The organism is Nonomuraea candida (assembly GCF_000725485.1).
Classification (GTDB): Bacteria; Actinomycetota; Actinomycetes; order Streptosporangiales; family Streptosporangiaceae; genus Nonomuraea; species Nonomuraea candida.
This window is the reverse complement of record NZ_JOAG01000014.1, coordinates 92453-118908: the sequence shown is the minus strand read 5'-3', so window position 1 is coordinate 118908 and position 26456 is coordinate 92453. Positions and strand designations below refer to the sequence as shown.

Annotated in this window: 29 protein-coding genes and 1 pseudogene; 9 read left to right on the top strand and 21 right to left on the bottom strand. The window is 71.8% G+C overall.

All coding sequences use genetic code 11. The features are described 5' to 3' along the window. Positions 1 to 171 precede the first annotated feature (171 nt). The 7 genes and pseudogenes from IO39_RS14880 (at position 172) to IO39_RS14855 (ending at position 5027) form a co-directional block, all read left to right on the top strand. A complete protein-coding gene (locus tag IO39_RS14880; protein ID WP_043622153.1) occupies positions 172 to 579 on the top strand; it encodes a hypothetical protein in 408 nt (135 codons plus the stop codon). Positions 580 to 613: 34 nt separating this feature from the next. Beyond that, positions 614 to 964 (top strand): nuclear transport factor 2 family protein, encoded by a 351-nt coding sequence (locus tag IO39_RS14875; protein WP_043622149.1) that lies wholly within the window; start codon positions 614 to 616, stop codon positions 962 to 964. Positions 965 to 1143: 179 nt separating this feature from the next. Next, the gene (locus IO39_RS14870) at positions 1144 to 2448 is read left to right on the top strand and encodes an MFS transporter (protein WP_043622146.1); all 1305 of its coding nucleotides are present in this window, start codon (positions 1144 to 1146) and stop codon (positions 2446 to 2448) included. 71 nt (positions 2449 to 2519) lie between these two features. Beyond that, positions 2520 to 3086, top strand: coding sequence for a TetR/AcrR family transcriptional regulator (locus tag IO39_RS14865; protein ID WP_043622144.1), 567 nt, complete (start codon positions 2520 to 2522; stop codon positions 3084 to 3086). 82 nt (positions 3087 to 3168) lie between these two features. After that, positions 3169 to 4542 (top strand): SDR family oxidoreductase, encoded by a 1374-nt coding sequence (locus IO39_RS14860; RefSeq protein ID WP_063765276.1) that lies wholly within the window; start codon positions 3169 to 3171, stop codon positions 4540 to 4542. Next, positions 4539 to 4586: pseudogene (locus tag IO39_RS57700) on the top strand (hypothetical protein); the annotation flags it as partial. The gene IO39_RS14860 and the pseudogene IO39_RS57700, both read left to right, overlap by 4 nt. 21 nt (positions 4587 to 4607) lie before the next feature. Continuing rightward, positions 4608 to 5027 carry an alpha/beta fold hydrolase gene (locus IO39_RS14855; protein WP_043622141.1) on the top strand — a complete coding sequence of 140 codons (420 nt, stop codon included), beginning with the start codon at positions 4608 to 4610 and terminating at the stop codon, positions 5025 to 5027. 115 nt (positions 5028 to 5142) lie between these two features. Here IO39_RS14855 and IO39_RS14850 read toward each other — a convergent pair whose 3' ends face one another. Together IO39_RS14850 and IO39_RS14845 are read right to left on the bottom strand one after the other, a co-directional pair. Next, the gene (locus tag IO39_RS14850; protein WP_043622137.1) at positions 5143 to 5466 is read right to left on the bottom strand and encodes a hypothetical protein; all 324 of its coding nucleotides are present in this window, start codon (positions 5464 to 5466) and stop codon (positions 5143 to 5145) included. A gap of 220 nt (positions 5467 to 5686) precedes the next feature. Continuing rightward, a complete protein-coding gene (locus IO39_RS14845) occupies positions 5687 to 6430 on the bottom strand; it encodes an SDR family oxidoreductase (RefSeq protein WP_043622134.1) in 744 nt (247 codons plus the stop codon). A 152-nt stretch (positions 6431 to 6582) separates the two neighbouring features. Here IO39_RS14845 and IO39_RS14840 point away from each other — a divergent pair, with 152 nt between their 5' ends. Then, positions 6583 to 6834 carry a hypothetical protein gene (locus tag IO39_RS14840; RefSeq protein WP_043622131.1) on the top strand — a complete coding sequence of 84 codons (252 nt, stop codon included), beginning with the start codon at positions 6583 to 6585 and terminating at the stop codon, positions 6832 to 6834. A 56-nt stretch (positions 6835 to 6890) separates the two neighbouring features. Here the strand turns inward: IO39_RS14840 and IO39_RS14835 are convergent, their stop codons facing one another. From IO39_RS14835 to infC, 8 genes are all read right to left on the bottom strand, one after another. Continuing rightward, complete coding sequence (locus IO39_RS14835; RefSeq protein WP_211267017.1) at positions 6891 to 7124, bottom strand: hypothetical protein; 234 nt, start codon at positions 7122 to 7124, stop codon at positions 6891 to 6893. Between the two features lie 94 nt (positions 7125 to 7218). Next, positions 7219 to 9771: a phenylalanine--tRNA ligase subunit beta gene (locus IO39_RS14830; RefSeq protein WP_043622124.1), complete on the bottom strand. Its 2553-nt coding sequence runs from the start codon at positions 9769 to 9771 to the stop codon at positions 7219 to 7221. Continuing rightward, positions 9771 to 10811 (bottom strand): phenylalanine--tRNA ligase subunit alpha, encoded by a 1041-nt coding sequence (gene pheS, locus IO39_RS14825; RefSeq protein ID WP_245641983.1) that lies wholly within the window; start codon positions 10809 to 10811, stop codon positions 9771 to 9773. Before pheS ends, IO39_RS14830 begins: the two co-directional genes overlap by 1 nt. Before the next feature lie 140 nt (positions 10812 to 10951). Next, on the bottom strand, positions 10952 to 12043 hold the full coding sequence (locus IO39_RS14820; protein WP_043622119.1) for a sensor histidine kinase: 1092 nt from the start codon (positions 12041 to 12043) through the stop codon (positions 10952 to 10954). A 50-nt stretch (positions 12044 to 12093) separates the two neighbouring features. Beyond that, positions 12094 to 12897, bottom strand: coding sequence for a TrmH family RNA methyltransferase (locus IO39_RS14815; protein WP_043622116.1), 804 nt, complete (start codon positions 12895 to 12897; stop codon positions 12094 to 12096). 76 nt (positions 12898 to 12973) lie between these two features. After that, positions 12974 to 13357, bottom strand: coding sequence for a 50S ribosomal protein L20 (gene rplT / locus IO39_RS14810; protein WP_043622113.1), 384 nt, complete (start codon positions 13355 to 13357; stop codon positions 12974 to 12976). A 24-nt stretch (positions 13358 to 13381) separates the two neighbouring features. Further along, the gene (gene rpmI / locus IO39_RS14805; protein WP_043622108.1) at positions 13382 to 13576 is read right to left on the bottom strand and encodes a 50S ribosomal protein L35; all 195 of its coding nucleotides are present in this window, start codon (positions 13574 to 13576) and stop codon (positions 13382 to 13384) included. Between the two features lie 120 nt (positions 13577 to 13696). After that, a complete protein-coding gene (gene infC, locus IO39_RS14800; protein WP_281200085.1) occupies positions 13697 to 14266 on the bottom strand; it encodes a translation initiation factor IF-3 in 570 nt (189 codons plus the stop codon). 401 nt (positions 14267 to 14667) lie between these two features. Here infC and IO39_RS57695 point away from each other — a divergent pair, with 401 nt between their 5' ends. Beyond that, the gene (locus tag IO39_RS57695; protein ID WP_043622105.1) at positions 14668 to 14868 is read left to right on the top strand and encodes a PIN domain-containing protein; all 201 of its coding nucleotides are present in this window, start codon (positions 14668 to 14670) and stop codon (positions 14866 to 14868) included. On the opposite strand, the gene IO39_RS14790 is transcribed toward IO39_RS57695, so the two are convergent. The 11 genes from IO39_RS14790 to IO39_RS14735 form a co-directional block, all read right to left on the bottom strand. After that, positions 14843 to 15697, bottom strand: coding sequence for a shikimate dehydrogenase (locus tag IO39_RS14790; RefSeq protein WP_043622102.1), 855 nt, complete (start codon positions 15695 to 15697; stop codon positions 14843 to 14845). The two genes, IO39_RS57695 and IO39_RS14790, sit on opposite strands and share 26 nt — an antisense overlap. An 82-nt stretch (positions 15698 to 15779) precedes the next feature. Then, positions 15780 to 16922, bottom strand: coding sequence for an endolytic transglycosylase MltG (mltG, locus tag IO39_RS14785; RefSeq protein ID WP_245641974.1), 1143 nt, complete (start codon positions 16920 to 16922; stop codon positions 15780 to 15782). Positions 16923 to 17148: 226 nt separating this feature from the next. Continuing rightward, positions 17149 to 18378: an endolytic transglycosylase MltG gene (gene mltG / locus IO39_RS14780; protein ID WP_245641973.1), complete on the bottom strand. Its 1230-nt coding sequence runs from the start codon at positions 18376 to 18378 to the stop codon at positions 17149 to 17151. A gap of 217 nt (positions 18379 to 18595) precedes the next feature. Beyond that, the gene (gene ruvX / locus IO39_RS14770) at positions 18596 to 19075 is read right to left on the bottom strand and encodes a Holliday junction resolvase RuvX (protein WP_043622093.1); all 480 of its coding nucleotides are present in this window, start codon (positions 19073 to 19075) and stop codon (positions 18596 to 18598) included. A gap of 1 nt (position 19076) precedes the next feature. After that, positions 19077 to 21749: an alanine--tRNA ligase gene (gene alaS, locus IO39_RS14765; protein WP_043622091.1), complete on the bottom strand. Its 2673-nt coding sequence runs from the start codon at positions 21747 to 21749 to the stop codon at positions 19077 to 19079. Positions 21750 to 21841: 92 nt separating this feature from the next. Then, positions 21842 to 22075, bottom strand: coding sequence for a hypothetical protein (locus IO39_RS14760; RefSeq protein ID WP_043622087.1), 234 nt, complete (start codon positions 22073 to 22075; stop codon positions 21842 to 21844). Beyond that, a complete protein-coding gene (locus IO39_RS14755) occupies positions 22072 to 22473 on the bottom strand; it encodes a DUF948 domain-containing protein (protein WP_043622085.1) in 402 nt (133 codons plus the stop codon). Before IO39_RS14755 ends, IO39_RS14760 begins: the two co-directional genes overlap by 4 nt. Before the next feature lie 85 nt (positions 22474 to 22558). Continuing rightward, a complete protein-coding gene (locus IO39_RS14750; protein WP_043622084.1) occupies positions 22559 to 23422 on the bottom strand; it encodes an oxygenase MpaB family protein in 864 nt (287 codons plus the stop codon). A 221-nt stretch (positions 23423 to 23643) separates the two neighbouring features. Continuing rightward, positions 23644 to 24393, bottom strand: a complete 750-nt coding sequence (locus tag IO39_RS14745; protein WP_043622083.1) for a cyclase family protein — start codon at positions 24391 to 24393, stop codon at positions 23644 to 23646. Positions 24394 to 24546: 153 nt separating this feature from the next. Further along, a complete protein-coding gene (locus tag IO39_RS14740) occupies positions 24547 to 25788 on the bottom strand; it encodes a replication-associated recombination protein A (RefSeq protein WP_500690335.1) in 1242 nt (413 codons plus the stop codon). A gap of 147 nt (positions 25789 to 25935) precedes the next feature. Next, a complete protein-coding gene (locus IO39_RS14735; protein ID WP_043622081.1) occupies positions 25936 to 26415 on the bottom strand; it encodes a DUF2231 domain-containing protein in 480 nt (159 codons plus the stop codon). Positions 26416 to 26456 lie beyond the last annotated feature (41 nt).

Here is a 26456-nt window from a genome sequence, read left to right as displayed (position 1 = left end):
CGACCAGGTCGTCACCTCTCGCGACAGGCCCGCCCGCCGCATGTGACCGGCCTCACAGCACCCCTCTGAGCAGGGATGACCGCTCCCCTTTACCTGGCGCGTAATCGCGGCCCCTACCCCCGGCCTGACATCTTTCAGTTGTCCGAACCGAGGCCATAGAAGGAGCCCGACATGACCGCCGTAACCATCACCACCGACCGGATGAAGTTCCTGCGCCTGGCGCTGGCCGCCGACGCCGTCGTCACCGGCGGCAACGGCCTGGTCTACCTCGCCTTCGCCGGCCCGGTCGGCGACCTGCTCGGCCCCGACGCCGGCCTGCTGCGCGGGATCGGGGTGTTCCTCCTCGCGTACGGCGCCGCCGTCGGCCTGCTGGCCGCCCGCCGCGACATCAGCCCCGCCGCCACCAAGGCCGTGATCGCCGTGAACATCGTCTGGACCCTGGCCAGCATCGCGGCCGTCGTCACCGGCGCGATCGGCTTCAGCACGATGGGCGCCATCTGGGCCATCGCCCAGGCCCTGGTCGTCGCCGGCTTCGCCGAGCTGCAGATCATGGGCCTGCGCAAGAGCCGCGCCAACTGACCCCGCCACCCCCTCTTCACCTCAAGGAGCCACCATGACCCTCGTCGACCGCTACCTCGCCTGCTGGAACGAGACCGACCCCGAGGCCCGCGCCAAGGCCGTCGCCGAGGTGTGGACCGAGAACGCCACCTACACCGACCCCCTCGCGGACGTCTCCGGCCACGCCGGGATCGCCGCCGTGATCGAGGGTGCGCAGGGCATGTTCCCCGGCCTGGTCTTCACCCCCGGCGACCTGTACGAAGCCCACCACCACACCGCCCGCTTCACCTGGCACCTCGGCCCCGAGGGCGGGGAGCCGGTCGCGGTCGGGTTCGACGTGGTCGAGCTGGCCGAGGACGGCCGGATCAGCAAGGTGCTCGGCTTCCTCGACAAGGTCCCCTCCTGACGGCAGAACTCTGCCGGCCTGACGGCAGAGCGCCCCCGGCGGCCCCGCGGAAATCCGCGGGGCCGCTTGCGTGCGCGTCGCGGAGCCCAGGTCCACAGAGTGCGGGAGGCGCGGAAGGCGCTTCCCTGCCCGAATATTGGTTTGCCCCGGCCACGATGCCTGTCGGACAATCTCACTTCGTGCCTTCTGCAGCAAAACGCCTTTTCCGTCACCTCACGCTGGACCTGAGCCCGTTGCGCGACTCCCGCGACTACCGGCTGCTCTTCGCCTCCGGCGTCATCACGATGTTCGGCACGATGATCTCGATGGTCGCGGTGCCGTACCAGATGAAGGAGCTGACGGACTCCTATCTGGCGGTCGGGCTGGTGAGCCTGGCGGAGTTCGTGCCGATGGTGGTGTGCGGCCTGTGGGGCGGGGCGATCGCCGACGCGCTGGACCGCCGCAAGATCATCGTACTGAGCGAGCTGGGCCTGCTGGTGACCTCCGCGGCCCTCATGGTCAACGCGCTGCTGCCCGACCCCCAGGTCTGGGTCCTGTACGTGATGGGCGCCGTCTCCACCGGCATCGCCTCGCTCCAGCGGCCGAGCCTGGAGGCGGTGATCCAGCAGGTCGTCAAGCACGAGCAGCAGAGCGCCGCCGCGGTCCTGTCCAGCCTGCGCTGGAACTTCGGCGCCATCGTCGCCCCGGCGCTGGGCGGCCTGCTGGTGACGTGGAGCACGGGGGCCGCGTACGCGATCGACACGCTGACGTTCGTCGTGTCGATGTTCCTGCTCTGGCGCGTCAGGTCGCTCCCCGCCGCCGAGGACGCCGCGCCCGCCTCGCTGCGGTCGCTGGTCGACGGCGTACGGTACGCGGTCAGCCGCCGCGACCTCACGGGCACCTATCTGGTGGACATGGCGGCGATGGTGTTCGCCATGGCCACGGCGTTGTTCCCGTTCCTGGCCGAGGAGCTGCGGACGCCGCAGGCCCTGGGCCTGCTCTACTCCGCCTCCGCGATCGGCGCCCTGATCGCCTCGGTCACCGGCCGCTGGACGGCGCGCGTGCACCGCCACGGCCTGGGCGTGATCGTCGCGGCCACGCTCTGGGGCGTGGCGGTGGCGCTGACCGCGCTGGCCCCGAACTTCTGGCTGGTCTTCGTCTGCATCGCGCTGGCGGGTGCCGCCGACATGATCAGCGGCATCTTCCGCATCACGATGTGGAACCAGACGATCCCGTCGGAGTACCGCGGCCGCCTGGCCGGCATCGAGCTCCTCTCCTACGCCAGCGGCCCGATGCTGGGCAACGCCCGGGCGGGCCTGATGGCGGGCTTCGGCGGTGTGCCCTTCTCGCTCGGGTCGGGGGGCGTGCTCTGCGTGGCCGCCGTCCTCGCCCTGGCCGCCACCCTGCCGGGGTTCCGCCGCTACGACGCCAGAACGGACGAGAACGCCCTGCGGGAGAAGGCCCGCAGGGAGGCCGCCGCGGCCCCGACCGAGCCGGTCGCCTGACCTGAGCCCCGGCGCGGCGGCGGGTCAGGGCCGGTTGCGGAAATATGCAGATCGGTCTACTTTGTCGATCCATGGGACGGAAAGGCGAGGAAACGCGCGGGCGGCTGCTCGACGCCACCCAGGACCTCATCGAGACCGGCGGCTATTTCGGCGCCGGGCTCAACCAGGTGACCGCGGCCAGCGGCATGCCCAGAGGCTCGCTCTACTTCCATTTCCCCGGCGGCAAGGACCAGATGGTCGCCGAGGCGCTGCGCCGCGGCGGCCGGGAGATCGGCCTGGCGGTGCAGGAGCTGGCCGAGCGGGCTCCGGACACGGTCGCCCTGGTCAACGGGGTGATCGGCCTGCTCGCCGACCGCCTCGAAGCCTCCGGCTGGCGCAAGGGATGCCCGGTGGCCACGGTCGCGCTGGAGATGGCGGCGGCCAACGACACGCTCCAGCAGGTCTGCGCGGAGGTGTACGCCTCGTGGGAGGCCCCCCTGCGCGACCGGCTGGCCGCCGAGGGGCGCCCCGACGCCGATGACGTCGCCACGGCCGTGCTCGCCCTGGTCGAGGGGGCCCTGCTGCTGGCCAGGGCACACCGGAGCCGGGAGCCCCTCGACCGCGCCGCCCGCACCGTCGCCACCCTGCTCCGCACCTGACCCCCACCGCCGCACCGGAGCCAGGGAGCGGCGGGCTTCCTCAGCTCGCGAAAATATGTAGATCGATCTATTAGGAGCATCCATGCCATCCGACTCGATCGTTTTCGGCGCCGGCGGCTTCATCGGCCGGTTCCTGGTCGCCGAGCTGCTGCGCCGCGGTCACGCGGTCGCCGCCGCGGCCCGGGGTGACGGGCTGAGGTCATGGCTCGCCGATCGGGACGTGCCCCTGGACGGGCTGACCGTCGTCAGGGCCGACATCACCGTCCCCGGCCTCGGCCTGCCGCCGGACGCCCTGCCCGCCGTACGGGACGTCTACAACTGCGCGGGCCGCTACGCGTTCGGCCTGAGCGTCGAGGAGGCCCGGGCGGCGAACGTGACCGGCGCGCTCAACGTCCTCGACTGGGCCGCCACCCGGACGAGCCTGCGGCGCATCGTGCACATCAGCGGATACCGGGTGGGCGGCGCACCCCACGCGGCGAACCGGCCGCAAGCCGGGCCCGCCGCGCAGGACGGCCCGCCCGGCTACCGGAGGCTGGGCGCGTACGAGGCGTCCAAGCGGGAGGGGGACGCGGCGGTGCGGGCGCGCGCCCGCGAGCGCGGCCTGCCGCTGAGCATCGCCAACCCGTCCACGGTGATCGGCCCCGGCCAGTTCGTCGGGCTGGCGTCCGTGGTGGCCGACCTGTGGCGCGGCCGCCTGCCCGCCGTGCCCGGCGGGCGTGCGGTGTTCGTCCCCGTGGTCGAGGCCGGCTACCTGGCGGCCTTCCTCGCGGAGCTGGCGGCGCACGGCCGGGACGAGTCGTACTGGGTCCTCGACGACCGCACCCCGCTCCTGCCCGAGCTGATCGGGCTGCTCGCGGGGCACATGGGGGTGCGGGCGCCGCGGCGGACGATCCCGGCCGGGCTGTTGCGCCGCCTTCCCCGCGCTCTGACCGGGGCCGACCCGGAGACGCTGTCGTTCCTGTCCTCCGACCGGTACGACACCGCCTCCGCCCGGGCACTGGCCGAGCGGTCCGGCCTGCGCGTGCCGCCGGTCGACAGCGCGCTGAAGACCTGGGCCGACGACCTGGTGGCGGCCCGCTTCGGCTCGGCCCCGACCCCGAGGGGCCCGTACGGCTACCAGCGGGTGGCCGGCACCCGGACCTGGATCGAGGGGCGCCACGACCGGCCCGGGTACGTCCTGCTCCACGGCCTGCCGCTGAACTCCGAGTCCTGGGCGGACGTCATCCCGCGCCTCGACGCCTCCGTTCTCGCCCCCGACCTGCCCGGCCTCGGCCGCTCGGGCCCGGCCGGCGCACCGATCGACGCCTGGCTCGCCGAACTCCTCACCCCGCCGCAACCACCGACCCCACAGATACCTGGCCCACCGCGCAAGCCGGCCCCACAGGTTCCTGGCCCGCCGCCGGAACCGCCGGAGCCGGTCCGGCCCCGGCCGCCGCGCGGCTCGCCCCACCGCTGACGCTGGTCGCGCACTCGCTGGCCTGTGGCCCGGCCGTCCGTTACGCGGCCGCCCATCCGGCGCGCGTGTCACGGCTGGTGCTGGTCGCGCCGGCCTTCCTCCAGGCCCCGTCCCCGCGATTCCTGCGTTCGCGCCCGGCCGCGCTCCTGCTGCGCCGGCTGCCCGCGTCCCGCCTGGCCCGCGCGCTCGCCGTCCCGGAGGGCCCCGCGATCGCCGGCGCCGCCACCGACCTGAGCCGCCCCGGCGCCGCCTCCCGCGTCGTCGCGGCCCTGCGGGCGGTCGCCACCGGGCGGCGCGAGCTGCGCGAAGCCCTCGGCCGGCTCCAGGTCCCCGTGGAGATCGTGACCGGCTCCGCCGACCCGCTGACCGTACCGGTGGACAGGCCCGTGACCACCATCGACGGGGCGGGCCACTATCCGCAGCTCACCCACCCCGAGCAGCTCGCCCGCACGATCATCGGGGCACGCCTGCCGGCCCGGCCCTGACCCCACCTCTGGCAGGTCGTGCTAGAGCCTGGACGGACTTCGGATCTTCAGGCGGGCCGGAGGACGAACGGCGGCGGACGGCATCGCCGGTCGGCGGACGGGTGCACCTTGCTGGTCAGCCCACCCCGCGAGCGGCCAGGCCGGGCAGCCTTCCGGCGAGGATGGCACGGCCTGCCTCGTGCCCGGACACCCACCACGCCTCGGCACCGCCTACCAGGCGCATCCTGTTGCTCGGCGCCCGTTCGCGCAGCCGCTCGTAGGCGCGGCGGGCGGGGCGAACGGGCAGCCCCGCTCGACCGGCAGTTCCAGGGCGGCGAGTCCCCCGGCGGTGCTTCTCGTCATGAATGACCTCCCGGTAATGGATCTGGCTGAGCTCGTTCTGCTTGCCCACCCTTCTTTGGAGCGCGATCGGCACCACCGTCTGGATCCAGGTCGCCACGAGACTGCGGCCGGCTCGTCACGGCCCCTGCCGTGTCCGTCAGCGCCCGGCACGGACCGAGCGACGGTTCGTTCGGCACGCGGGCCATTCCCGCCCTGGCCCACGTGCCGATTCCCCTGTTCGATGCCCTACCGCAGGGCCGTCGCTTTCATGGGGACGAGATCTGACCTCGGGCCTTCGCCCGGCCTCCGGCGCAGGCTGCGGGCGGATCGGGCGGTGGTCACCACGTAATGGGACCGAGACGGTCGACGAAGATCCCGGTCGGCCCGTCGGCGTCGAGCATCGCGAGCCGCAGGATCGAGTCGGTGCCCTCGGTGACCGTCAGCTCGCCGGTGTTGTTGTTCATGTCGGTGGCGGCGAACTTGCGGTTGCGCACCTCGCCGGGCGTGGCGATGTTGAACTTGACGTCCGGGAGCGCCTGGGCGTAGCGGACGGTGATCATGTTCAGGGCCGCCTTCGAGGAGCTGTAGGCGAGTTCGTGGAACTTCGACGAGGGCTGTTCCGGATCGGTCACCACGGAGAAGGAGCCGACGCCGCTGGACAGCATCACCACCCGCGGATGGTCGGCGGCCCGCAACAGCGGCAGGAACGCGTGCGTGACCCTGATCGGCCCGTACACGTTGGTGTCGTAGACGGCATGGATCTCGTCGGCTGTCGCATCCGCCGGTGCGATGCCCCTGCCCGGCACGCCGGCGTTGTTGATCAGCACGTCCAGCCGGTCGGTGTGCTCCCGGACGAGCCGCACGGCGCCGCTCACCGACTCGTCGGAGGTCACGTCCAGCGGGACCATGACCACGTTCGCGCCGCCCGCGGTCAGCTTGTCCGCGGCCGCCCGTCCGCGGCCTTCGTCACGCGAGCCGAGGAAGATCGTCCAACCCTGTTCCCCGAGGCGGCGAGCCGCTTCGAAGCCGAGTCCCTTGTTACCTCCGGTGATCAGCACCGAGGTCTGTTCCGAGTTCGTCATACTCTTCAGACGATGTGGCCCACTCGGCCGTGACATGGCCTGATCGGCGAGCGTGGCTGACGACGCCGTCAGGATCAGGCCGCCGCGCTCCCCGACCGACTGCCCTTCGCCGGTGCCGGAGCAGGGCGTGCGGTGCTGGAGGCGGGCGTGCGGTGCTGGAGGCGGGCGTGCGGTGCTGGAGGCGGGGTGATGGCCACCGCCGCGTCGGTCAAGACCACGACGGCGCGCATCCGGTACTGGCGCTGCTGCGCGAGAAGTTCTCCCCGATCGGTGCGGAGTGTTGCGTCAACCGGATCAAAGTCTGGCGCGGGCTGGTCTTCCGCTTCGACATGACGCCAGGCGGCTACCTGGCCGGCCTTCTCCGTGGAGCCATTCTGTGGATCCGGAGCCTCCGGCCCGCCTGAAGATCCGAAGTCCGTACAGGCCCTGAGCCCTGACCGCACCGTCGGGCGGGCGGCGCTCAGTCCGTCTCCCGCCACCCGTCATACCGCTCGGCCAGCTCGTCCACCCTGCCGAGCGCCCCTTCGTCCAGCCCTTCGACCACGACCAGCCACTGCGCGTCCTCGGCGTCGTCCTCCCCGGCCAGCGTCTCCCGCACCACGCGCGGCACGCCGAGCTCGGGAAACCACTCCCCCAGCGTCTCGGCGACCTCTTCGGCGTCATCCCGCTCGCCGAACACCAGCAACTGCGTCATGAACCCATCTTCCATGTCCACAACCCGCCCAAAAGGCGCACCCGCCAAAGGGGGCCGGCGCGGCCACCGCCGCACCGGCCCCCCGGTCAGACGTTCAGCCGCGCAGCTGAGCGCCCACGCGGTCGGCCGCCATCGCCACCGCCGCGTCGCGCGCCGCCGTCGTCTCCTCGACGGTCAGCGTGCGGTCGGCGGCCCGGAAGCGCAGCGAGTAGGCGAGCGACTTGTTCCCCTCGCCCACCTGCTCCCCGGCGTAGACGTCGAACAGCCGGATCGACTCCAGCAGCTCACCGGCCCCGTCGCGCAGCGCCGCCTCCACGTCGGCGACCGGCGTGAAGTCGGGCACGATCAGCGCGACGTCCTGGGTGGCCACCGGGTAGGCCGACACCGCGGGCGTCTGCACCGGCCCCGGCATCACGGCCTCCAGCCGCGACAGCTCCAGCTCCATCGCCGCCGTGCGGGCCGGCAGCCCGTACGCCTCGATGACCCGCGGGTGCAGCTCACCGGCGTGCCCGACCAGCGTGTCGCCCACGTAGAGGGCGGCGCAGCGGCCGGGGTGCCAGGGCTCGTGCTGGTCGGCGCTGATGGACAGCTCCACCCGCGCCTCGGCCGCCACCAGCCGGGCGGCCTGCACCGCGTCGGCCCAGGAGGCCGCGCGGCCCTCGCCCCACCAGCCGGACCGCTCGAACTCCCCGGCCAGCACCACCGCGACCCGCAGCGGCTGGTCGGGCAGGGCCGCCTCGATGGAGGCCGTCTCCTCGGCGGTCGGCCGCCGCTCGACGCCGAGCACGGGCGCCACCCGGGGCGCGCTCTCGCGGGGCCGGTAGACCGCCCCCGTCTCGAACAGCGCGACGTCGGCGAAGCCGCGCCCGACGTTGCGTACGAGGGTCTTGAGCAGCCCCGGCAGCAGCGTCGTGCGCATCAGCGGCTCGTCCTCCGACAGCGGGTTGGCCAGCCGCATGGCCGCGCGCCGCCGGTCGTCGGCGGGCAGTTGCAGCCGGTCGAAGTCGTCACCGCTGATGAACGGGTAGCTGAGCACCTCGACGTAGCCACCCTCGGCCAGCGCCCTGCCGACGCGCCTGCGCAGCCGCTGCCCGGCGGTGAGCCCGGCGCCGGCCGGGGCGGAGGGCAGCACCGACGGCAGGCTCTCGTAGCCCTCCAGCCGGATGACCTCTTCGGCCAGGTCGTTGGGGTCGGTGAGGTCGGGCCGCCAGGACGGCGGCGTCACCGTGATCATGTCGGGGCCGGTGACGGCCAGCCTGGCCGCCAGCGCGCCGCCGGTCACCACGCCGGTCGGGGCCACGCCGCCCTTGCGCACGGCCGGGTCGTCGCCTTCGACGACGACGCAGCCGACCTGCTCCAGCCGCGCGACCACGGTGTCCTTGGAGTAGTCGACGCCGGCCACCCGGCCGGGGTAGCCGGCGGGGATGGCGATGCGCGCGGGCTCGACCTCGACCTCGGCGTGCGTGACGCCGGGCCGCACGGTCGCGCCGCCCAGCTCGGCCAGCAGCTGCACGGCCCGCCAGGAGGCGACGAGCGGCAGCTCGCGGTCCACGCCGCGCTCGAACCGCTTGGACGCCTCCGACACCAGGCCGTGCCTGCGCGACTCGCGGGAGATGCCGGTGGCGGAGAAGTGCGCGGCCTCGATGACGATGTCGGTGGAGGCGTCGGAGATCTCGGTCTCCAGTCCGCCCATCGTGCCGGCCATCGAGATCGGCCCCGAGGCGTCGGTGATGAGGATGTCGTCGGGGTCGAGCTCGCGTACGACGTGGTCGAGCGTCTCCAGCCGCTCGCCGGGCGCGGCCCGGCGCACGACGATCTCGCCGCGCAGCTTGGCGCGGTCGAAGGCGTGCAGCGGCTGCCCGAGCTCCAGCATCAGGTAGTTGGTGATGTCGACCGCCAGGGAGACCGGGCGCATGCCGGCGCGGGTCAGGCGCACCCGCATCCACAGCGGGCTCTGCGCGGCCGGGTCGAAGCCGCTCACCTCGCGCAGCACGAACCGGTCGCACGCCGTCGGGTCGGCGATCGAGGCCGGCCACGACGGGCCGGTCTCGGCGGGCAGCTCGACGTCGGCGGGGTCGCGGAAGTCCACCCCGAACGCCGTGGCCACCTCGCGGGCCACGCCGCGGATCGACAGCGCGTAGCCGATGTCGGGGGTGATCTCCAGCTCGATCACGTCGTCGCGCAGCCCGAGCAGCTCGACCACGTCGGCGCCGATCGGCGTGCCGGCGGGCAGCACCATGATGCCGTTGTGGTCGTCGCCCAGCCCGAGCTCGCGCTCGGAGCAGATCATGCCCTCGGACATGCGCCCGTACGTCTTGCGCGCCCCGACCTCGAACCCGCCGGGCAGCACGCCGCCGGGCAGCACGACGGGCACGCGGTCGCCGGCGGAGAAGTTGGTCGCGCCGCAGACGATCTCGCGCGGCGTGGCCTCACCCACCTCGACCTTGCAGTGCCGGATCGGCTTCTTGAACCCGGTCAGCTCCTCGATCTCGAGCACCTCGCCGACCACGACGTTCTTGACGTCGTGGCCGTGGGAGGTGAGCGATTCGAGCTTGAGCCCGGCCGCCGTCAGCTTGTCGGCCACCTCTTGGGCCGTGGCCGCCGGGAGATCGACATACTCCCGCAGCCAGGAAAGCGGGACCTTCATCAGATCTCCATTCCGAACGGGAGCGTGAAGCGCACGTCTCCCTCGACCATGTCACGCATGTCCTCGGCGTTGTGACGGAACATCAGCGTCCGCTCGATGCCCATGCCGAAGGCGAACCCGGAGTATCGCGAGGGGTCGACGCCGCACGCGACGAGCACGCGCGGGTTGACCATGCCGCAGCCGCCCCATTCGATCCAACCCTCGGACTTGCAGGTGCGGCAGGGCGGGTTGCCGGGGACCGCGGAGGCGCCCCGGCAGACGAAGCACTTGAGGTCCATCTCGGCGGACGGCTCGGTGAACGGGAAGTAGTTGGGCCGGAACCGGGTCGTGATGCCCTTGCCGAACATCACCTCCGCGAACCGGTCGAGGGTGCCCTTGAGGTGGGCCATCGTCAGCCCCTCGTCCACCGCCAGGCCCTCGGTCTGGTGGAAGACGGGGGTGTGGGTGGCGTCGAGCTCGTCGGTGCGGAAGGTCTTGCCCGGCGAGATCACGTAGACCGGCAGGTCGCGCTGGAGCAGCGCGCGGATCTGCACCGGCGAGGTCTGGGTGCGCAGCACCATGCCGGAGTCGGTCGACTCGACGAAGAAGGTGTCGTGCTCGGAGCGGGCCGGGTGGTCCTTGGCGATGTTGAGCGCGTCGAAGTTGAACCACTCGCCTTCGAGCTCGGGCCCCTCGGCCACCTCGTAGCCCATGGCGACGAACGCGTCGGCGATGTGCTCCTGCAACGTGGTCAGCGGGTGGCGGGCGCCGCGCGGGCGGCGGTCCCACGGCAGGGAGACGTCGACGGTCTCCTCGACGAGGACCCGCGCGTCGCGCTCGGCCTCCAGCTCGGCCTGGCGGGCGGCGAGGGCCTCGGCGATGGCCTTGCGGGCGCCGCCGACGCGCTTGCCGGCCTCGGCGCGGGCGGCCGGCGGCAGGGCGCCGATCTCGCGGTTGGCCAGGGCGATGGGCGAGCGGTCGCCCGCGTGCGCCAGCCTGGCCTGCTTGAGTGCGTCGAGGTCGCCGGCCGCCTTGATCGCCGCGATGGCGTCGGCCTCCATCCGGGACACTTCGTCGGCGTGCAACGGTGTCACCTCGACGGGATCGTAGTCAGACAAGAGTGGGCTCCGTATCCAGGGCTTGGGCGGAAAAGAGTCTAGTGGGGCCCGCCCACCGGACCCGAACTCGGCGACCAGCCGATCTAGACGCTGGCGAAGTCGGGCGTGCCGGTGGGCATGGTAAATCGGAACTCCGCACCGCCCTCGGGCGCGCGCTGCACGGCGATCGTGCCGCCGTGCGCCTCGACCAGGCCCTTGACGATGAACAGGCCAAGCCCGGTGCCGCCGCGGCGGCGGCTGTTGCCGCCCCGCCAGAACTGCCTGAAGACGCGCGGAGCCAGCTCGGGCTCGATGCCCTCGCCCTCATCGCGCACCGACACGGCAACTCCCCATCCGACGGACTCGATCTCTATTGTCACAGTGCCGCGCCCGTGACGCAGCGCGTTTTCCACCAGATTACCCAGGATCTGGTCGATCTTGTCCTGGTCGAGCCACATCTCCGGCAGGTCGTCGCCCACGATCAGGCGGAAGCGGTCCTCCGCCTCGCCGGCCGCCACCCGGCCCGCGATGAGCCGGCGCGCCCTGGCGGGCAGGTCGACGACCTGGCGGCGCACCTCCAGCCGCCCGGACTCGATGCGCGAGACGTCGAGCAGCTCGGTGATGAGCCGGGTGACGCGGTCGGCGTCGTTGTTGACGGTCTCGAGCATGACGCGCTTCTGCTCGTCGGTGAAGCGGCTCCACTTGGCCAGCAGCGTCGCGGTGAACCCCTTGACGCTGGTCAGCGGCGAGCGCAGCTCGTGGGCCACGGTGGAGACCAGGTCGGCGCGGCTGCGCTCCAGCCTGGCGCGGGCGCCGCCGTCGCGCAGGGTGATGGCCACGCGCTCGACCTCGCCGCCGCGCTCCGGCTCGCGCACGAGCCTGGCCGCGACGTAGAGCTCCTGGCCGCCCGGCAGGTGCAGCGGCTTCTCCGGGACGCGGATCCTGCTGCGCAGCCCGCCCTCGGGGTCGAGGGCCTTCCACCAGTCGCGCCCGTCGTGGTCGCGGAACGGGTAGACGTCGTTCATGTGCCTGCCGACGGCGCGCTCCACGGCGACGCCGGTGAGCCGGGCGGCGGCCCGGTTGACGGCCAGGACGCACCCATATCGGTCGGTCACGATGAGGCCGTCGGGAAGGTCGTCGATGGCTATCGTGCACGCGCTGGCCACTACTCGCCCGTCGGTGTCTGCGCCGTGCACGACCTCGCCTCCTCCGCCTACAACGCCGACAATAGCGGGTTTCCGGCCGCCTAGGGCACTCGCTGAGCCCTGGCCGAGGAGTAAAGGCATACCGTCGCGGCGGTCGCCAGGTTGAGACTTTCAGCCTGTCCGTAGATGGGAACCCTGACCACATCGTCCGCCTCGGCCAGGACGTCCTCCGGCAGCCCCCAGGCCTCGTTGCCGAAGATCCACGCGGTGGGCCCGGACAGATCGACGTCGTCGAGCGTGTGCTTGCCCGCGCCGTCGGCGGCCAGCACGCGCAGGCCCCGCGCCCTCAGCTCGCGCACGGCGGCGCCCACGGGCGCGCCGATGGTGACAGGCAGGTGGAACAGGCTTCCGACGCTGGCGCGCACGCACTTGCCGTTGTAAGGGTCCACGGAGGCGTCCGTGAAGATCACCGAGTCGGCCCCGGCGGCGTCGGCCGCCCGCATCACGGTGCCGGCGTTGCCCGGGTCGCGTACGTGCGCCAGCAGCGCCACCAGCCGCGGCTGCCCGGCCAGCGCCTCGTCGAGGGGCACGTGCACGAGCCGGCACACGGCCACCAGTCCCTGCGGGGTCACGGTCTGCGACAGCTCCGACATGACCTCGCCGCTGGCCCGGTGCACGGGGACGCCCTTGAGCGTGGCCTCGGTGACGATCTCGGGATGGCGCAGCTCCGCCTCGGCGGTGGTGAACAGCTCCAGTGTCACGCCGTCGAGCTTGAGCGCCTCGCGCACCGCCTGCGGCCCCTCGGCCAGGAACTTCCTGTCCTGCTCGCGGAAGGCCCGCTTGGTGAGCCGCCTGGCGGCCTTCACCCGCGGCGACCTCACGTTGGTCAGCTCGGACCCGGCCATGCATCTCCCCCACTCGTGCAGACACGCAACAAAGGGCCCACCGTCATCGGTGGGCCCCTCGGTCAAGCCGGCCGCTTCAGCTCGCGGCCGGAGCGTTCACGTTCGCCGGAAGCGCCTTCTTGGCGGCCTCGACGAGCGTGGCGAAGGTCTGGCTGTCGTTGACCGCCAGGTCGGCGAGGATCTTCCTGTCGACCTCGATGTTGGCCAGGCGCAGACCCTGGATGAGACGGTTGTACGTCATGCCGTTCTGACGAGCGGCGGCGTTGATGCGCTGGATCCACAGACGACGGAAGGCGCCCTTACGGTCCTTGCGGTCCCGGTAGGCGTACGTCATCGAGTGGAGCATCTGCTCCTTGGCCTTGCGGTAAAGACGCGACCGCTGGCCACGGTATCCGCTGGCCCTTTCGAGAACGACCCTGCGCTTCTTCTTGGCGTTGAGCGCCCGCTTCACGCGTGCCATGTTTCTTCTCCCCGGGGAATCGCGCTACTTGGCGAGCAGCTTCTTGATCTTCTTGGAATCGGCGTCGGAAAGGACGACCTCGTTCTTGAGACGGCGCGTCAGCGTGGACGACTTCCACTCGTTGTAGTGCGCGCGGTTGGCACGGCGACGCTTGATCTTGCCGGTGCCGGTGAGCCGGAACCGCTTCTTCGCACCGCTGTGCGTCTTCATCTTCGGCATGTCGCCGTCTCTCCTCGTTTCGGTCGTGCCGCTGGCCGGGCCGGTGCTGGCCGGCCCGGTAGCGGCGTCTTACGTCTGCCGGTGGCTGCTGGGTGCTGTAAGGCTAACCCCAGCCGCGGGTCACGCTTCCGGTGCGGAAGGCTCCTCGCCACCACGCTGTGCCTTGGCGGCGGCCTTCTCGGCCTTTGCCTCGGCTTTCTTCTTGTGCGGACCGATCACCATGATCATGTTACGGCCGTCCTGCTTGGCGTGGGACTCCACGAAGCCGAGCTCCTGGACGTCGTCCGCCAGCCGCTGGAGCAGCCGGAACCCGAGCTCGGGCCGGGACTGCTCGCGTCCGCGGAACATGATCGTGACTTTGACCTTGTCTCCCGCCTTGAGGAACCGCACCACGTGACCCTTCTTGGTCTCGTAGTCGTGCGGGTCGATCTTCGGCCGGAGCTTGATCTCCTTGATGATCGTGTGCGCCTGATTCTTGCGCGCCTCGCGCGCCTTCATCGCGGACTCGTACTTGAACTTGCCGTAGTCCATGAGCTTGCACACGGGCGGTCGAGCCGTGGCCGCGACCTCGACCAGGTCGAGGTCGGCCTCCTGGGCGAGCTTCAGCGCATCGTGAATCGAGACGATGCCCACCTGCTCGCCGTTCGGGCCCACGAGGCGAACCTCGGGAACTCGGATACGCTCGTTGATGCGGGGCTCAGTGCTGATGGGGCCTCCTAGGTTTGCGATCCCTACGTGCTCGTCGTATCGGAGCTTGACGCATTCCCCCGAATGCGAAAAGCCCCGCACGTCGCGCATGCGGGGCCACTGAGCTCTGTGGCTTTCGTGGCCTCGAGCTCCCCGGAGTAGTCCGGCGTGATCCTGGACCCGGCCACCTCGCGGTGACACAGGTGGGAGGGAGACCTCCGCTTGCGCGTCCAGCAGACATGCCGGACCGATCAGAGAGCTACATTACCACAACACCGGAACCCCCTCGAATCATCCCGCCGCCGGGGCACCTTCCGCTAGAAATTCTGTCCAGAAAACTAGTCAGAAAATGGGACCTGGATCCCGCGCAGCAGGGAGCTTCCGCGAGAAGTGGACCTGGGCTGGTGAGCGTCGGCTACATCCTCGACACCGAGGACATCGCCGAGGAATGGGGCCGTCTGAGCAACGCGCGCCCTCGAGGGACCTCCGACATGCTGATCGCCGCGACTGCCAAGGTCCACGGCTGGAGCGTGGTCACCCGTGATGTGAAGGACTTCTACGACACGGGCGTCACCGTGATCAATCCCTTCGAGCCGAGCGCCTGAGGATCTCCGCCTGGCCTGCCGCGCGCATCGCCTCCACCGGCACGTCCGCCACCCCCGTCATCAGCCGCACCTGCCGCACCGCCTGGTGCAGCAGCATCTCGAAGCCGCCGACCACGGTGCCGCCCGCCGCGCGGACGGCCGCCGCCGCGCCGGTCGGCCAGGGCGCGTAGACCACGTCGAAGAGCGCGGGCACCCGCGCCAGCCGCTCGGCGAAGACGTCGGCCGCCCCGCTGGGCAGCGTGGAGACCACCAGGTCCACCCGGGTGGACCCGTCGAGCTTGTCGAACGTCTCCACCGCCAGCGCCACGCCCAGCCGCTCGGCCACGGCCACCGTCTCCCCCGCCCGCGCCGGATCGCGCACCAGCAGCGTGGCCGAGAACAGGCCCAGGTTGCGCAGCGCCGCCAGCGCCGAGGCGGCCGTGGCGCCGCCGCCCAGCACGGTCGCCGAGCGCGGGGCGGGCACCCCGGCCTCGGCCAGCGCCCGCTCGATGCCGTAGACGTCGGTGTTGTCGCCGTGGCGCAGGCCGTCGCGGAAGACCACGGTGTTGGCCCCGCCGACCTCGACGGCCAGCTCGGAGACGGTGTCGAGCAGCGGCAGCACGGCCCGCTTGAGCGGCATCGTGAGCGACAGCCCCGCCCAGGCGTCCTCGCCGGCGCCCGCCTGCCCGCGCACCGGCGTCAGCTCCGCCAGCAGCCCCGGCAGCCGCGCCTCGTCGCACTCGAACGCCTCATAGCTCCACCCGCCGAGCCCCATCGCCTCATAGGCGGCCCTGTGCAGGTAGGGCGAGAGCGAATGTCCGATGGGCGACCCCATCACCGCAGCCCGCATCCCCACTCCTTCCGAACGAAGACGACCTTACAGCGAGCGGCCGCCCGGAGGTCCCGGGCGGCCGCGTCAGGTCGCTCGCGGCTCAGCCGCCGTTCGCCTGGTACTCGGCCAGGAGCCGCTTGAACTCCTCTTCCGTGGTGGCGAACTTGGTGACGTTGCTCTTGCCCGGGTTGGTGGCGACGAAGAAGAGCCAGTCGCCCTTGGCCGGGTTGAGCGCGGCCTCGATGGCGTGGTCGCCGGGGTTGGTGATGGCGCCCGGCGGCAGGCCGTCGATGTAGTACGTGTTGTACGGGTGCGCGACCTTCGTCTCGGCGTGGGTCGCGGCAGTGCCGAACTTGTTCAGCGCGTACATCGTCGTGCTGTCCATCTGCAGCTTCATCGGCGGATTGAGCCGGAGCCGGTTGTAGATGACCCTGGCGATCTTCGCCATGTCCTCCTGCCGGCCCGCCTCCGCCTGCACGATGCTGGCGATGATGACGATCTCCTGCGGCTTGTAGCCGAGCGCCCTGGCGCCCTCTTCCAGCTCCATGCTCTTGGCCGTCTGGTTGAACCGGTCGACCATCGCCGTCAGCATTTCCTTCGGCGTGTCGCTGGGCTGGAACTCGTACGTGGCGGGGAAGGCGTACCCCTCCAGCCGGCCCCTGGCGTAGGAGGGCAGGTCGAGGTCCTTGGCGTTCTTGGCCGCGGTCTGGAACTCCTTGAGCGGCTTGCCCGTCTCCTTGGCGAGTTCGGCGAGCGTCTGGGAGAGCCGCAGCCCCTCCTTGATCGTCACCTTCTCGTGCAGCCGGTTGCCGGGGACGAGCCGGGAGGCCGCGGCGGCGGCCGACATCCGCTTGGCCAGTTTGTACTCGCCGGGCTGCAACGAAGCGCTCATGTTGGCGGCGGCGAGAGCGTTGGTGAACGCTCTGACGCTGGCCACGACCCCCTGCCGCTCCAGCTCCTGGGCCACCTCCGAGGCGCTCTGGCCCGGCTTGATCTCAATGATGACCTCGCCGCTGCCCTGGCCGGCGTAGTCGTCGGCCTCGATCGCGTCGTTGATCCATATATAGCCGTAGTAGCCGCCGCCGCCGATGATGCCCGCCAGGATGACGAACGCGAGCAGCGGTGCGATGAATCCGCCCCGGTTGCGCCGGCGGCGCCGCCTGCGCCCGCCGCGCTTGCCCGAAGCCCGTGAGCGGCGCCTGGACGAGCCTTCGTCGTCCTCGGCGCCGAGCAGGGTGTTCAAATCGAGATCGTTCATAGGTGCGCTGGCCAATCTCCCGGTACCGCCCGCCGGGCGTCAAGCGGAACTGCCCAACCGGCTGGGGTCACCGAGCGAAACGGGGGGATCCGCCGTACGTGTCGCCACGCCCGGCGGGGATCACTCTGGGTAGCCATGCTAGGGGACGCAGAGAGGACGTACGCCCCGTTTCGGGGCTTTCGCGAGGGGACGGAGGGGGTCCCGTCGAACATCAGCTCGTCCCGAGGTTCTTGTTCAGCTCTTCCCGGTATCTCACGAACTCGCTCTCTTTGTTGGTGAATTTGGTGATTCTATGCACCGGATCTGTCGTCACAAACCAGTGCCAATCACCTTCGGCTGGGTTCAGGGCTGCCATCAGCGCCTTCTCGCCAGGATTGGCGATGGGCCCTGGCGGCAGTCCCTTGTGGCGGTAGGTGTTGTATGGAGAGTCCACCTTGGTGTCACGTTCCGTCACCTTCAGTGTCCTTCGATTCTGCGCGTACAACACGGTGCTGTCGATTTCCAGCGGGGTACCCTTCGCCAGACGGTTATAGATCACCCGGGAGATCTTCGGGTAGTCCGCGTCGGTGCCGCCCTCCGCCTGAATCAGGCTGGCCACCGTGACGGCCTGCAGCGGGGTCAGGCCCATCCGGGCGGCCTGCGCCTCCAGCCCCACCTGCCGGGCCGCGGCGGCGAAGCGCTCGGCCATGGCCGCCAGCACGTCCACGGCCGTGTGGCCGGGCTCGATCTCGTACGTGGCGGGGAACAGGAACCCCTCCAGGCCCGGGGCGTACTTGGGCAGCCCGACGAGCGCCTTGTCCACGCTCTGCAGCTCCTTGAGCGGCAGCCCGGCCTGCTTGGCCAGGCGGGCCAGCACCTCGCTCACCCGCAGCCCCTCGGGCACGGTCACCCGCCGCACGATGCGGGCGGCGGGGCTGAGCAGCAGGTCGAGCGCCGCACCCGCGGCCATGCCCTTGCGCAGCCGGTAGTGCCCCGGCCGCAGCCGGTCGCTCACCGCGCGGTCCTCGGTGGCGTTCACGAACGACTGCACGCTGGCCACCACGCCCGCGTCGGCCAGCGCCGAGCCGATGGCCTGCGCGCTGGAGCCGGGCGTGATGCGCACCGTCACGGTCCCGCTGCCGGGCCCGTCGAAGTCGTCGGGGCTCAGGTACGGCTTGAGCACCGCGATCGCGCCCGCGCCCAGGGCCAGCACCCCGGCGAGCAGGCCGGCGGACAGCAGGCCCGCCCTGCGCACGGCGCGGTGGCGGGGCGCCGGCAGCGGGATCACCTCCGCGTCGGCGGCGCCCTCCTCCGGCTCCTCCGGCTCCTCCGGCTCCTGCGGACTGCCGGGCTCCTGCCGCCCGTCCCCGGCCGGGGACCGCGGCCCTTCCGCCGCGCCCTCCCCTGACCGGAACGGGATCACGTCGCCGACGTCGTCCTCGTCCTCGGGCTTCCCGCTCACGCGACCACCCCTCGGACCCCGCCCGAGCGCGCACACCGCGCCGCCGCAACCCGCGCCGCCGCGACCCGCGCCACCGTGACGTGCGCCCTTGCGACGTGCACATCCGTCACGCGCGCCTTGGTGACGTGCGCACCCGTGACCCGCGCCACCGTGACGTGCGCACCCGTGACCCGCGGCACCGCCGTCCGAGCGGGGCGGACCCCCGTAGTCCGCGCGCTCATGAGGCAGGTCCGTCGGCCGCCGGTGGCGGTTCGACGGGCCTGCCTGGTGGTCTTTCCGTGGCGCGCTCGGAGTCGAGCGCGTCCTGCAGCAGCACCACGGCCGCCGCCTGGTCGACGACGCCGCGCTGCTTCTTGGCCCGCACGCCGCTGGCCCGCAGCCCCTGCTGCGCCGCGACGGTCGTCAGCCGCTCGTCGAACAGCCGCACGGGCGTGGGCGCCAGCCGGGCCGCCAGCTTGGCGGCGAACTCGCGCGCCAGCCCCGCGGCCTGCCCCTCGCGCCCCGACAAGGAGGTGGGCAACCCCACCACCACCTCGATCGCCTCGTGCTCGGCGACGATCGCGGCGATGCGGTTGAGATCGCCCTTGCCCCGCTTGACGGTCTCGACCGGCGTGGCCAGCAGCCCGCTGGGGTCACTGCGGGCCACGCCGATGCGTACGGAGCCGACGTCCACGCCGATCCGTGAACCGAACCTCATGTCAGCCGAGCTGCCCAGAAATCGCCTCTTCGACCAGGCGCAGCGCGTCGCCGATCGCCTCCGGTCGCGTGCCGCCGCCCTGTGCGACATCATCCTTGCCGCCACCGCCACCCCCAAGAGCCTTGGCGGCGACGCCGACCAGCTGTCCGGCCTTGAGCCCCCGCTCGCGCCCCGCCTCGTTGACCGTGGCAACCACCACCGGCCGGTCGGAGGGGGCGCCGGCGATCACCACGACCGCCGGCCGGTCGGCCGGGAACCTGCCACGCACATCAAGCGCGAGCTTACGCAGGTCATCGGCACCGGTGCCATCAGGCGCGCGGTGTGTCACCACGGAGACACCCTGCAGGTCGCGAGCCTGCGACACCAGCTCGCCCGCCGCCTGCAGCACCTGCGCCGAGCGGAGCTTGTCCAGCTCCTTCTCCGCGGCGCGCAGCCGGGTGACGATGCCGTCGATGCGCTCGGGCAGCTCCTCGCGGCGCGCCTTGAGCTGCTCGGTGAGCTGCGCGACCAGCACGCTCTCGCGGGCCAGGAAGCGGAAGGCGTCGAGGCCGACCAGCGCCTCGACGCGGCGCACGCCCGCGCCGACCGACTGTTCGCCCAGCACCTTGACCAGGCCGAGCTGGCCGGAGCTGTGGACGTGGGTGCCGCCGCACAGCTCGCGGGAGTAGTCGCCGATCTCGACCACGCGGACCTCGTCGCCGTATTTCTCGCCGAACATCGCCAGCGCGCCCATCGCCCTGGCCTCCGCCTGGGAGGTGTAGAAGGCGTTGACCTTGAGGTCGTTGATGAGCACCGCGTTGACCTCGTCCTCGACGTCGCGCAGCACGCTGGGCGGCACCGCGCCCGCGGAGGTGAAGTCGAAGCGGAAGCGGCCGGGCGAGTTCTCCGAGCCGGCCTGCGCCGCGGTCTCGCCGAGCGCGTTCTTGAAGCCGCGGTGGACGAGGTGGGTGGCGCTGTGGCTGCGCGAGATCGCGCGGCGGCGCTCGATGTCGATCTCCGCCTGCGCCTCGTCGCCGACCCGCAGCTCGCCGCTGCGGATCTTGCCGCGGTGCACGACGAGCCCCGCCAGCGGCGACTGCACGTCGACGATCTCGACCTCGGCGCCGCTGGTGCGGATCACGCCCTGGTCGGCGAGCTGGCCGCCGCCCTCGGCGTAGAACGGGGTGCGCTGCAGCACGACCTCGACCGTCGCGCCCGCGCCCGCCGCCGGGACGGGCAGGCCGTCGACGAGGATGCCGACCACGCTGGTGTCGGCCTCGGTCTGGTCGTAGCCGAGGAACTCGACCTTGCCCGCCGACTCCAGGAGCTGACCGAACACCGAGATGTCGGCGTTGCCGGTCTTCTTCGCCGCCGCGTCGGCCTTGGCCCGCTGCCGCTGCTCCTTCATCAGGCGGCGGAAGCCCTCCTCGTCGACCTTGAGCCCCTGCTCGGCCGCCATCTCCAGGGTCAGGTCGATCGGGAAGCCGTAGGTGTCGTGGAGCTGGAAGGCCTGGTCGCCGGAGAGCGTGGTGCCGGACTTGCGCTTGGTCTCCTCGACGGCCACGTCGAAGATCGCGGTGCCGGTGCGCAGCGTGCCGAGGAAGGACGCCTCCTCCGCGTCGATGATCCCGTGGATCTGCGGGGCGTCGGTCTTGAGCTCGGGGTACTGCTCGCCCATGACGTTGATCGCGACGTCGGTCAGCTCGTGCATGTAGCGCTCGTCGCCGGAGCCGAGCAGGCGCAGGTTGCGCACGGAGCGGCGCAGGATGCGGCGCAGCACGTAGCCGCGGCCCTCGTTGCTCGGGATGACGCCGTCGGCGACCAGCATGGTGCCGGTGCGCACGTGGTCGGCGACGACCCGCAGGCTCACGTCGGAGCGCTGGTCGCGCCCGTAGCGGGTCTTGGTGAGCTCGGCCGCCTTGTCGAGGATCTTGTAGGTGGTGTCGATCTCGTAGATGTTGTCGACGCCCTGGAGGATCGCCGCCATGCGCTCCAGGCCCATGCCGGTGTCGATGTTCTTGGCCGGCAGCTCGCCCGACACGTCGAAGTCGACCTTGGAGCGGACCGCGCTGAGCTGGTACTGCATGAAGACGAGGTTCCAGACCTCGAGGTAGCGCTCCTCGTCGGCGACCGGGCCGCCGTCCTTGCCGTATTCGGGGCCGCGGTCGTAGTAGATCTCCGAGCAGGGGCCGCCGGGGCCCGGCACGCCCATGTGCCAGTAGTTGTCCTCCAGGCCACGGCGCTGGATGCGCTCGGCGGGCACGCCGACGCGGTTGCGCCAGATGTCGTAGCCCTCGTCGTCGTCGAGGTAGACCGTCGCCCACAGCCGCTCCTCGGGGAAGCCGAAGCCCCCGTCGGACTCGGAGCGCGTGAGCAGCTCCCACGCGAACGGGATCACTTCGGCCTTGAAGTAGTCGCCGATCGAGAAGTTGCCCAGCATCTGGAAGAACGTCGCGTGGCGGGTGGTCTTGCCGACCTCGTCGATGTCGGGGGTGCGCACGCACTTCTGGGCGGTGGCCAGCCGGGACGCCGGAGGCTTGCGCTGCCCCAGGAAGTACGGCTTGAACGGCACCATACCGGCATTAACCAGGAGCAGCGTGGGGTCCTCAGCGATCAGGCTGGCCGAGGGCACGATCTTGTGCCCGCGCTCCTCGAAGAAGCGCAGGAAGCGGCGGGCGATCTCTGCCGACTCCATTGTGGCCATCCTTTGCTGTAGTCAGTCGTTTCTGCAGCTGATGTCATCAGCTTCGCGGTCTTCGGCTTCGCCGCCGCCGGCCTGCGCCGTCGTCAGCTCTTGCCGCTTTCAGCGTTGTCGAGCCCGAAGTGTGCTCGCAACTCCGTTTCGCGCTCAGCGGCCTCGCCGAGCGCGTCGGTAGTAAAGTCTCTCACCCTCCGGAGCATGCCCGCCGCGCCGTCGGCGGTCCTGCGGGCCACGTGGTCGGGGTGGAGCGCCTGCAGCCGGCGCATCACCCAGAAGGCGAGGAACGCGCCGAGCGACAGGTAGAACAGCCGTCTGATCATCGCGACCGCCCCTGCCCCGCCGCCCTCACCTGGGACCGGGGCCGGCGGGGCCTGCGGGCCTCGATGGCGCGGCGCACGCCGTAGCCGAGCGAGGACACCTTGATCAGCGGCCCGGTGAAGATGGTCTGCGTCACCGCGCTGAGCTTGGCGGCGTGGCCGCTGACCTGCTTGACGTCCTTGGCGATCGCCTCGACGGCGACCAGTTGCCTGTTGGTCTCGTTGACCGTGACGCTGACGTCGTCGAGCAGCGGGGCCAGGCGGTTGTTCAGGTCGGAGACGGCCTTGGTGGTCTCCGTGAGCAGCCGGGCGAGCTTGACGAGCACCATGGCCATGACGCAGACCAGGACCACCCATCCCGTGGCCGCGATCAGCCCGGCGACCTCTCCAGCGGTAAGCATCCGCTCATCTCCCTCGTACGCTGGGCCGGAACGGCAAGACCCTATCGCGTTCGAGTGACAACGTTAGTGGCGAAAGCTCCTTCGATCAGGCCGCCACGTCGGCCCCGGGCACTTCCGTGGCCGCCCGCATGAGGCTCCTGGCCGCCCTGATCTCGGCCGCCACCAGGCGTTCCGGCATCGCCAGGGCCGCCGAGCGCAGCGCCTTGAGCGCCGTGTCGGCCGCGTGTCCGGCCGCCCGGCCGCCGGGGCAGCCGTACATCCGCCTGGCCCAGGCAGGCAGCGTCGCGAACGCCAGCGCGCCGGCGGCGGACAGCGAGCCGAGCGCGAGCGGCGGCGCGAGCAGGGCCGTCCGGAACGAGAGCCACGGGATGACGCTGCGGCGCAGCGCGTCGCGCGCCTCGGGGGTGACCGACAGGTACGGGCGCATGCCGGCCAGGTAGTCCGCCAGCTCGGCCGCGTCGCCGGGCACGTCGCCCAGGCCGACGAGGGTGGCGCTGCGCCGCTGCTCGGCCACGTACGCGTCGCGCTCGGCCGGGGTGAGCGGCACGCCGGAGCGCCGGGCGACCTCCAGGTGCGAGGAGACCTCCGCGCAGTGCACCCAGCGCAGGTTCTCCTCCTCGTTCACCCGGAACAGGGTCCCGGTGTCGGGGTCGAGGCCGATGAGGCGGGCGTGCACCCGGCGGGCCCGCTCGCCCGCGCTCTCGGCCTGCTCGCGGGTGCCGAACGTGCGCACGGCGAGGTAGTCGAGCCGGCGCCGCAGCCGGGCGCGGGCCACCTCGGGGTCGTCGAGCAGGCAGTTCTGGGCGATGCCGCGGATGGTGCGGGGGTGCAGGGCCTGGAGCTGGAAGGCGCGGACGACGACCGGCCACGCGGGCGTCTCGGTGTGGACTCGCCAGGTGATCGACCGGGGGCCGAAGAGGCCGCCGCCGGGGGTAACAGTCGCCTTCACACGGTGGTGATTCCCATCACCGCTCGACTTAGTACGACTTTGCACGATTCGTCGCCGAAGCGTCCTCACCGGCCGATCGGGTCGCGACGGGCGGGCGCCGCGCGGGGATGCGGATGCGCACCGCCCGGCCAGTCCGGGCTGCGGATGCGTACCGCCTGGTCAGGCCGGGATGTGGATGCGTACCGCCTCGCCAGGCCGGGATGCGGATGCGTACCGCCTGGTCAGGCGGGGATGCGGGCGTAGGCCCGGACCGGGACGCGGCCGACGCCGAGGAGGCGCGGGGGCGCGGCCGTGAACAGCGCGCCGGTCGGCGGGAGCCCCTCCAGCCCGGTCAGCCGCTCCACGACGGGCACGCCCGCGCCGAGCAGCGCCTCCCGCGCGGGCCTGGCCTCGCGTGCGGCGTCGTCGAGCCCGTCGGCGTCGGTGCCGACCAGCGCGGCCCCGTGCGCCACCAGCCAGGCCGCCGCCTCGGGGTCCAGGCAGTGGCCCTCGCGTACGCCGGTGTGCAGCAGCACGGCGTGGCCGCGTACGTCGAAGGCGGCCAGCGAGCCGACCCCGACGGGACGCCGCTGCGCCCCCGTCACGCGCACGACCACGGCGGGCAGGTCCACGCTCCGCGCCAGCGAGACGCCCCCGAGGTCGCCGCCGGGGGCTTCGAGGTAGGTGCCGCCCTCCTGCGGGAGGTGGTTGAGCTCGACCAGCGCGCCCGGCCGGCCCGCCGGCGCCGCGCCCGCACCGCGGCGGTCGGACGGCCCGCCCCTGGTGCCTTTGTGCGGCTCCGGGAAGATCCGCACGTTGGCGAGCTCGACGGTGTCGGTCATGAGCAGCCCCAGGGAGGCCACGAACAACGCCGCGATGTCCGCCTCCGGGGTGTCGGGGCCGGGCAGGTCCACACGGAACCCGTGCACCGTGAGATCGCCGCCGTTGCTGAAGGCGATGGTGGCGTCGAAGGAAGCGCGATAGTCGGTCATATCCCGATCAACCTATCCCGTCCCTCACCCCCCACCCCACCACGCCCGTCACACGGTGGAGCCCTCTCGCTAGAAGAGCCGGTTCCCGTGCCGACGGGTCCTCCCCAGGCCGTGGCTCAGGGAGAGGCAGGTGGTCTTCTCCTGGAAGGCGGGTCAGGTTCTGCGGAGGAAGTCGCGGATCTTCGCCCAGCGTTCGGCCACCGGGGCCTCGGCCCCGTGGCGGGTCGGCTCGTAGTAGCGGCGCTCGCGCACCTGCTCCGGCGCGTAGTCCTGGCGGACCAGCCCGTGCTCGAAGTCGTGGGGGTATTTGTACCCGTCGCCGTGTCCCAGCTTGGCCGCGCCCGCGTAGTGGGCGTCGCGCAGGTGGCCGGGCACCTGGCCGATCAGCCCCTTGCGCACGTCGCCGATCGCCGCCCCGATGGCCTTGACCACGGCGTTGGACTTGGGCGCCATCGCGCAGTGGATCACCGCGTGCGCGAGCGTGATCTGCCCCTCCGGCAGCCCGATGAGCTGCACCGCCTGCGCCGCGGCGACCGCCGTCTGCAGGCAGGTCGGGTCGGCCATGCCGACGTCTTCGGAGGCGAAGATGACGATGCGGCGGGCGATGAAGCGCGGGTCCTCGCCGGCCTCGATCATGCGGGCCAGGTAGTGCAGCGCGGCGTCGGCGTCGGAGCCGCGCATGGACTTGATGAACGCGCTGATGACGTCGTAGTGCTGGTCGCCCTGCCGGTCGTAGCGGACGGCGGCCTTGTCGACGGCCTTCTCCACCACCTCGACCGTGATGTCGTCGGCCAGCAGCGCCGCCGCCTCCAGGTAGGTCAGCGACCTGCGGGCGTCGCCGCCCGCCAGGCGCACGAGGTGCTCCAGCGCCTCCGGGGCGAGGGTGGCGCGACCGCCGAGGCCGCGCGGGTCGGACACCGCCCGCGACAACACCGTGCGGATGTCGTCTTCGGACAGGGACTCCAGCGTGAGCAGCAGCGAGCGCGACAGCAGCGGCGAGATGACCGAGAAGAAGGGGTTTTCCGTGGTGGCGCCGATGAAGGTGACCCAGCGGTTCTCCACGGCGGGCAGCAGGGCGTCCTGCTGGGCCTTGTTGAACCGGTGCACCTCGTCCACGAACAGCACCGTCTGCCGGCCGCTCATGCCCAGCTCGCGGCGCGCGTTGTCGATGGCGGCGCGGACGTCCTTGACGCCGGCGGACACCGCGGAGATCTCCACGAAGCGGCGCTTGGTGACGTTGGAGACCACGTAGGCGAGCGTGGTCTTGCCGGTGCCGGGCGGCCCCCACAGGAACAGCGACATGGGCGCCTCGCTCTCGACCAGGCGGCGCAGCGGGGTGCCGGAGCCGAGCAGGTGCCGCTGGCCGATCACCTCGTCGAGCGTGCGCGGGCGCATGCGCACCGCGAGCGGCTGCGGGGTGGCCTCCTCAGCCGCCGAGTCGAACAGGCTATCCACAACGCGAGATTACACGCTGCGACGGGCCCGGGGTTCCACCATCCGCCGGCTCCGGCGCTCTCCGGGCGGGACCAGGCGGGGCGGCGTTCAGGACCAGACGGCCCTGGCGCCCGAGTCGCCGGCCTGGAAGACGTAGAAGCCGGACACCGCCGCCAGCAGCACCGTCACCGCCGAGAGGATCAGCGTGACGGGACGGCCGAAGCGGTCACGGCCGACGGAGTCGCGGGAGGGGCTGGTGGCGTACACGAGCAGCAGCGCCGCCACCCCCAGCCCCAGCACCGACAGCAGCAGCGGGTTGGCGAAGCCCTGGTGCGTGGAGATGCGGGTGGCCATCTCCCCCTCCACGCCGCCGAACCTGGCGGCCTTGAGGCTCTCGCCGCTCTGCTTGGCCGCGAAGACCGCCACGGGCGCGGCCAGGGAGAGCAGCACCACCGCCCAGCCCAGGTTGGCCCGCCGGCGCGGCAGCAGGACGTAGGCCAGGACGACGGCCACGAGCAGCGGTGTCAGCACGACGGCGAAGTGCACGATCAAGGGGTGGGCCGGCAGGCCCAGGATCTCGTCGAACATGGGGGCTCCTTGGCGCTCATTTCACCTACGAATGTCAGCAC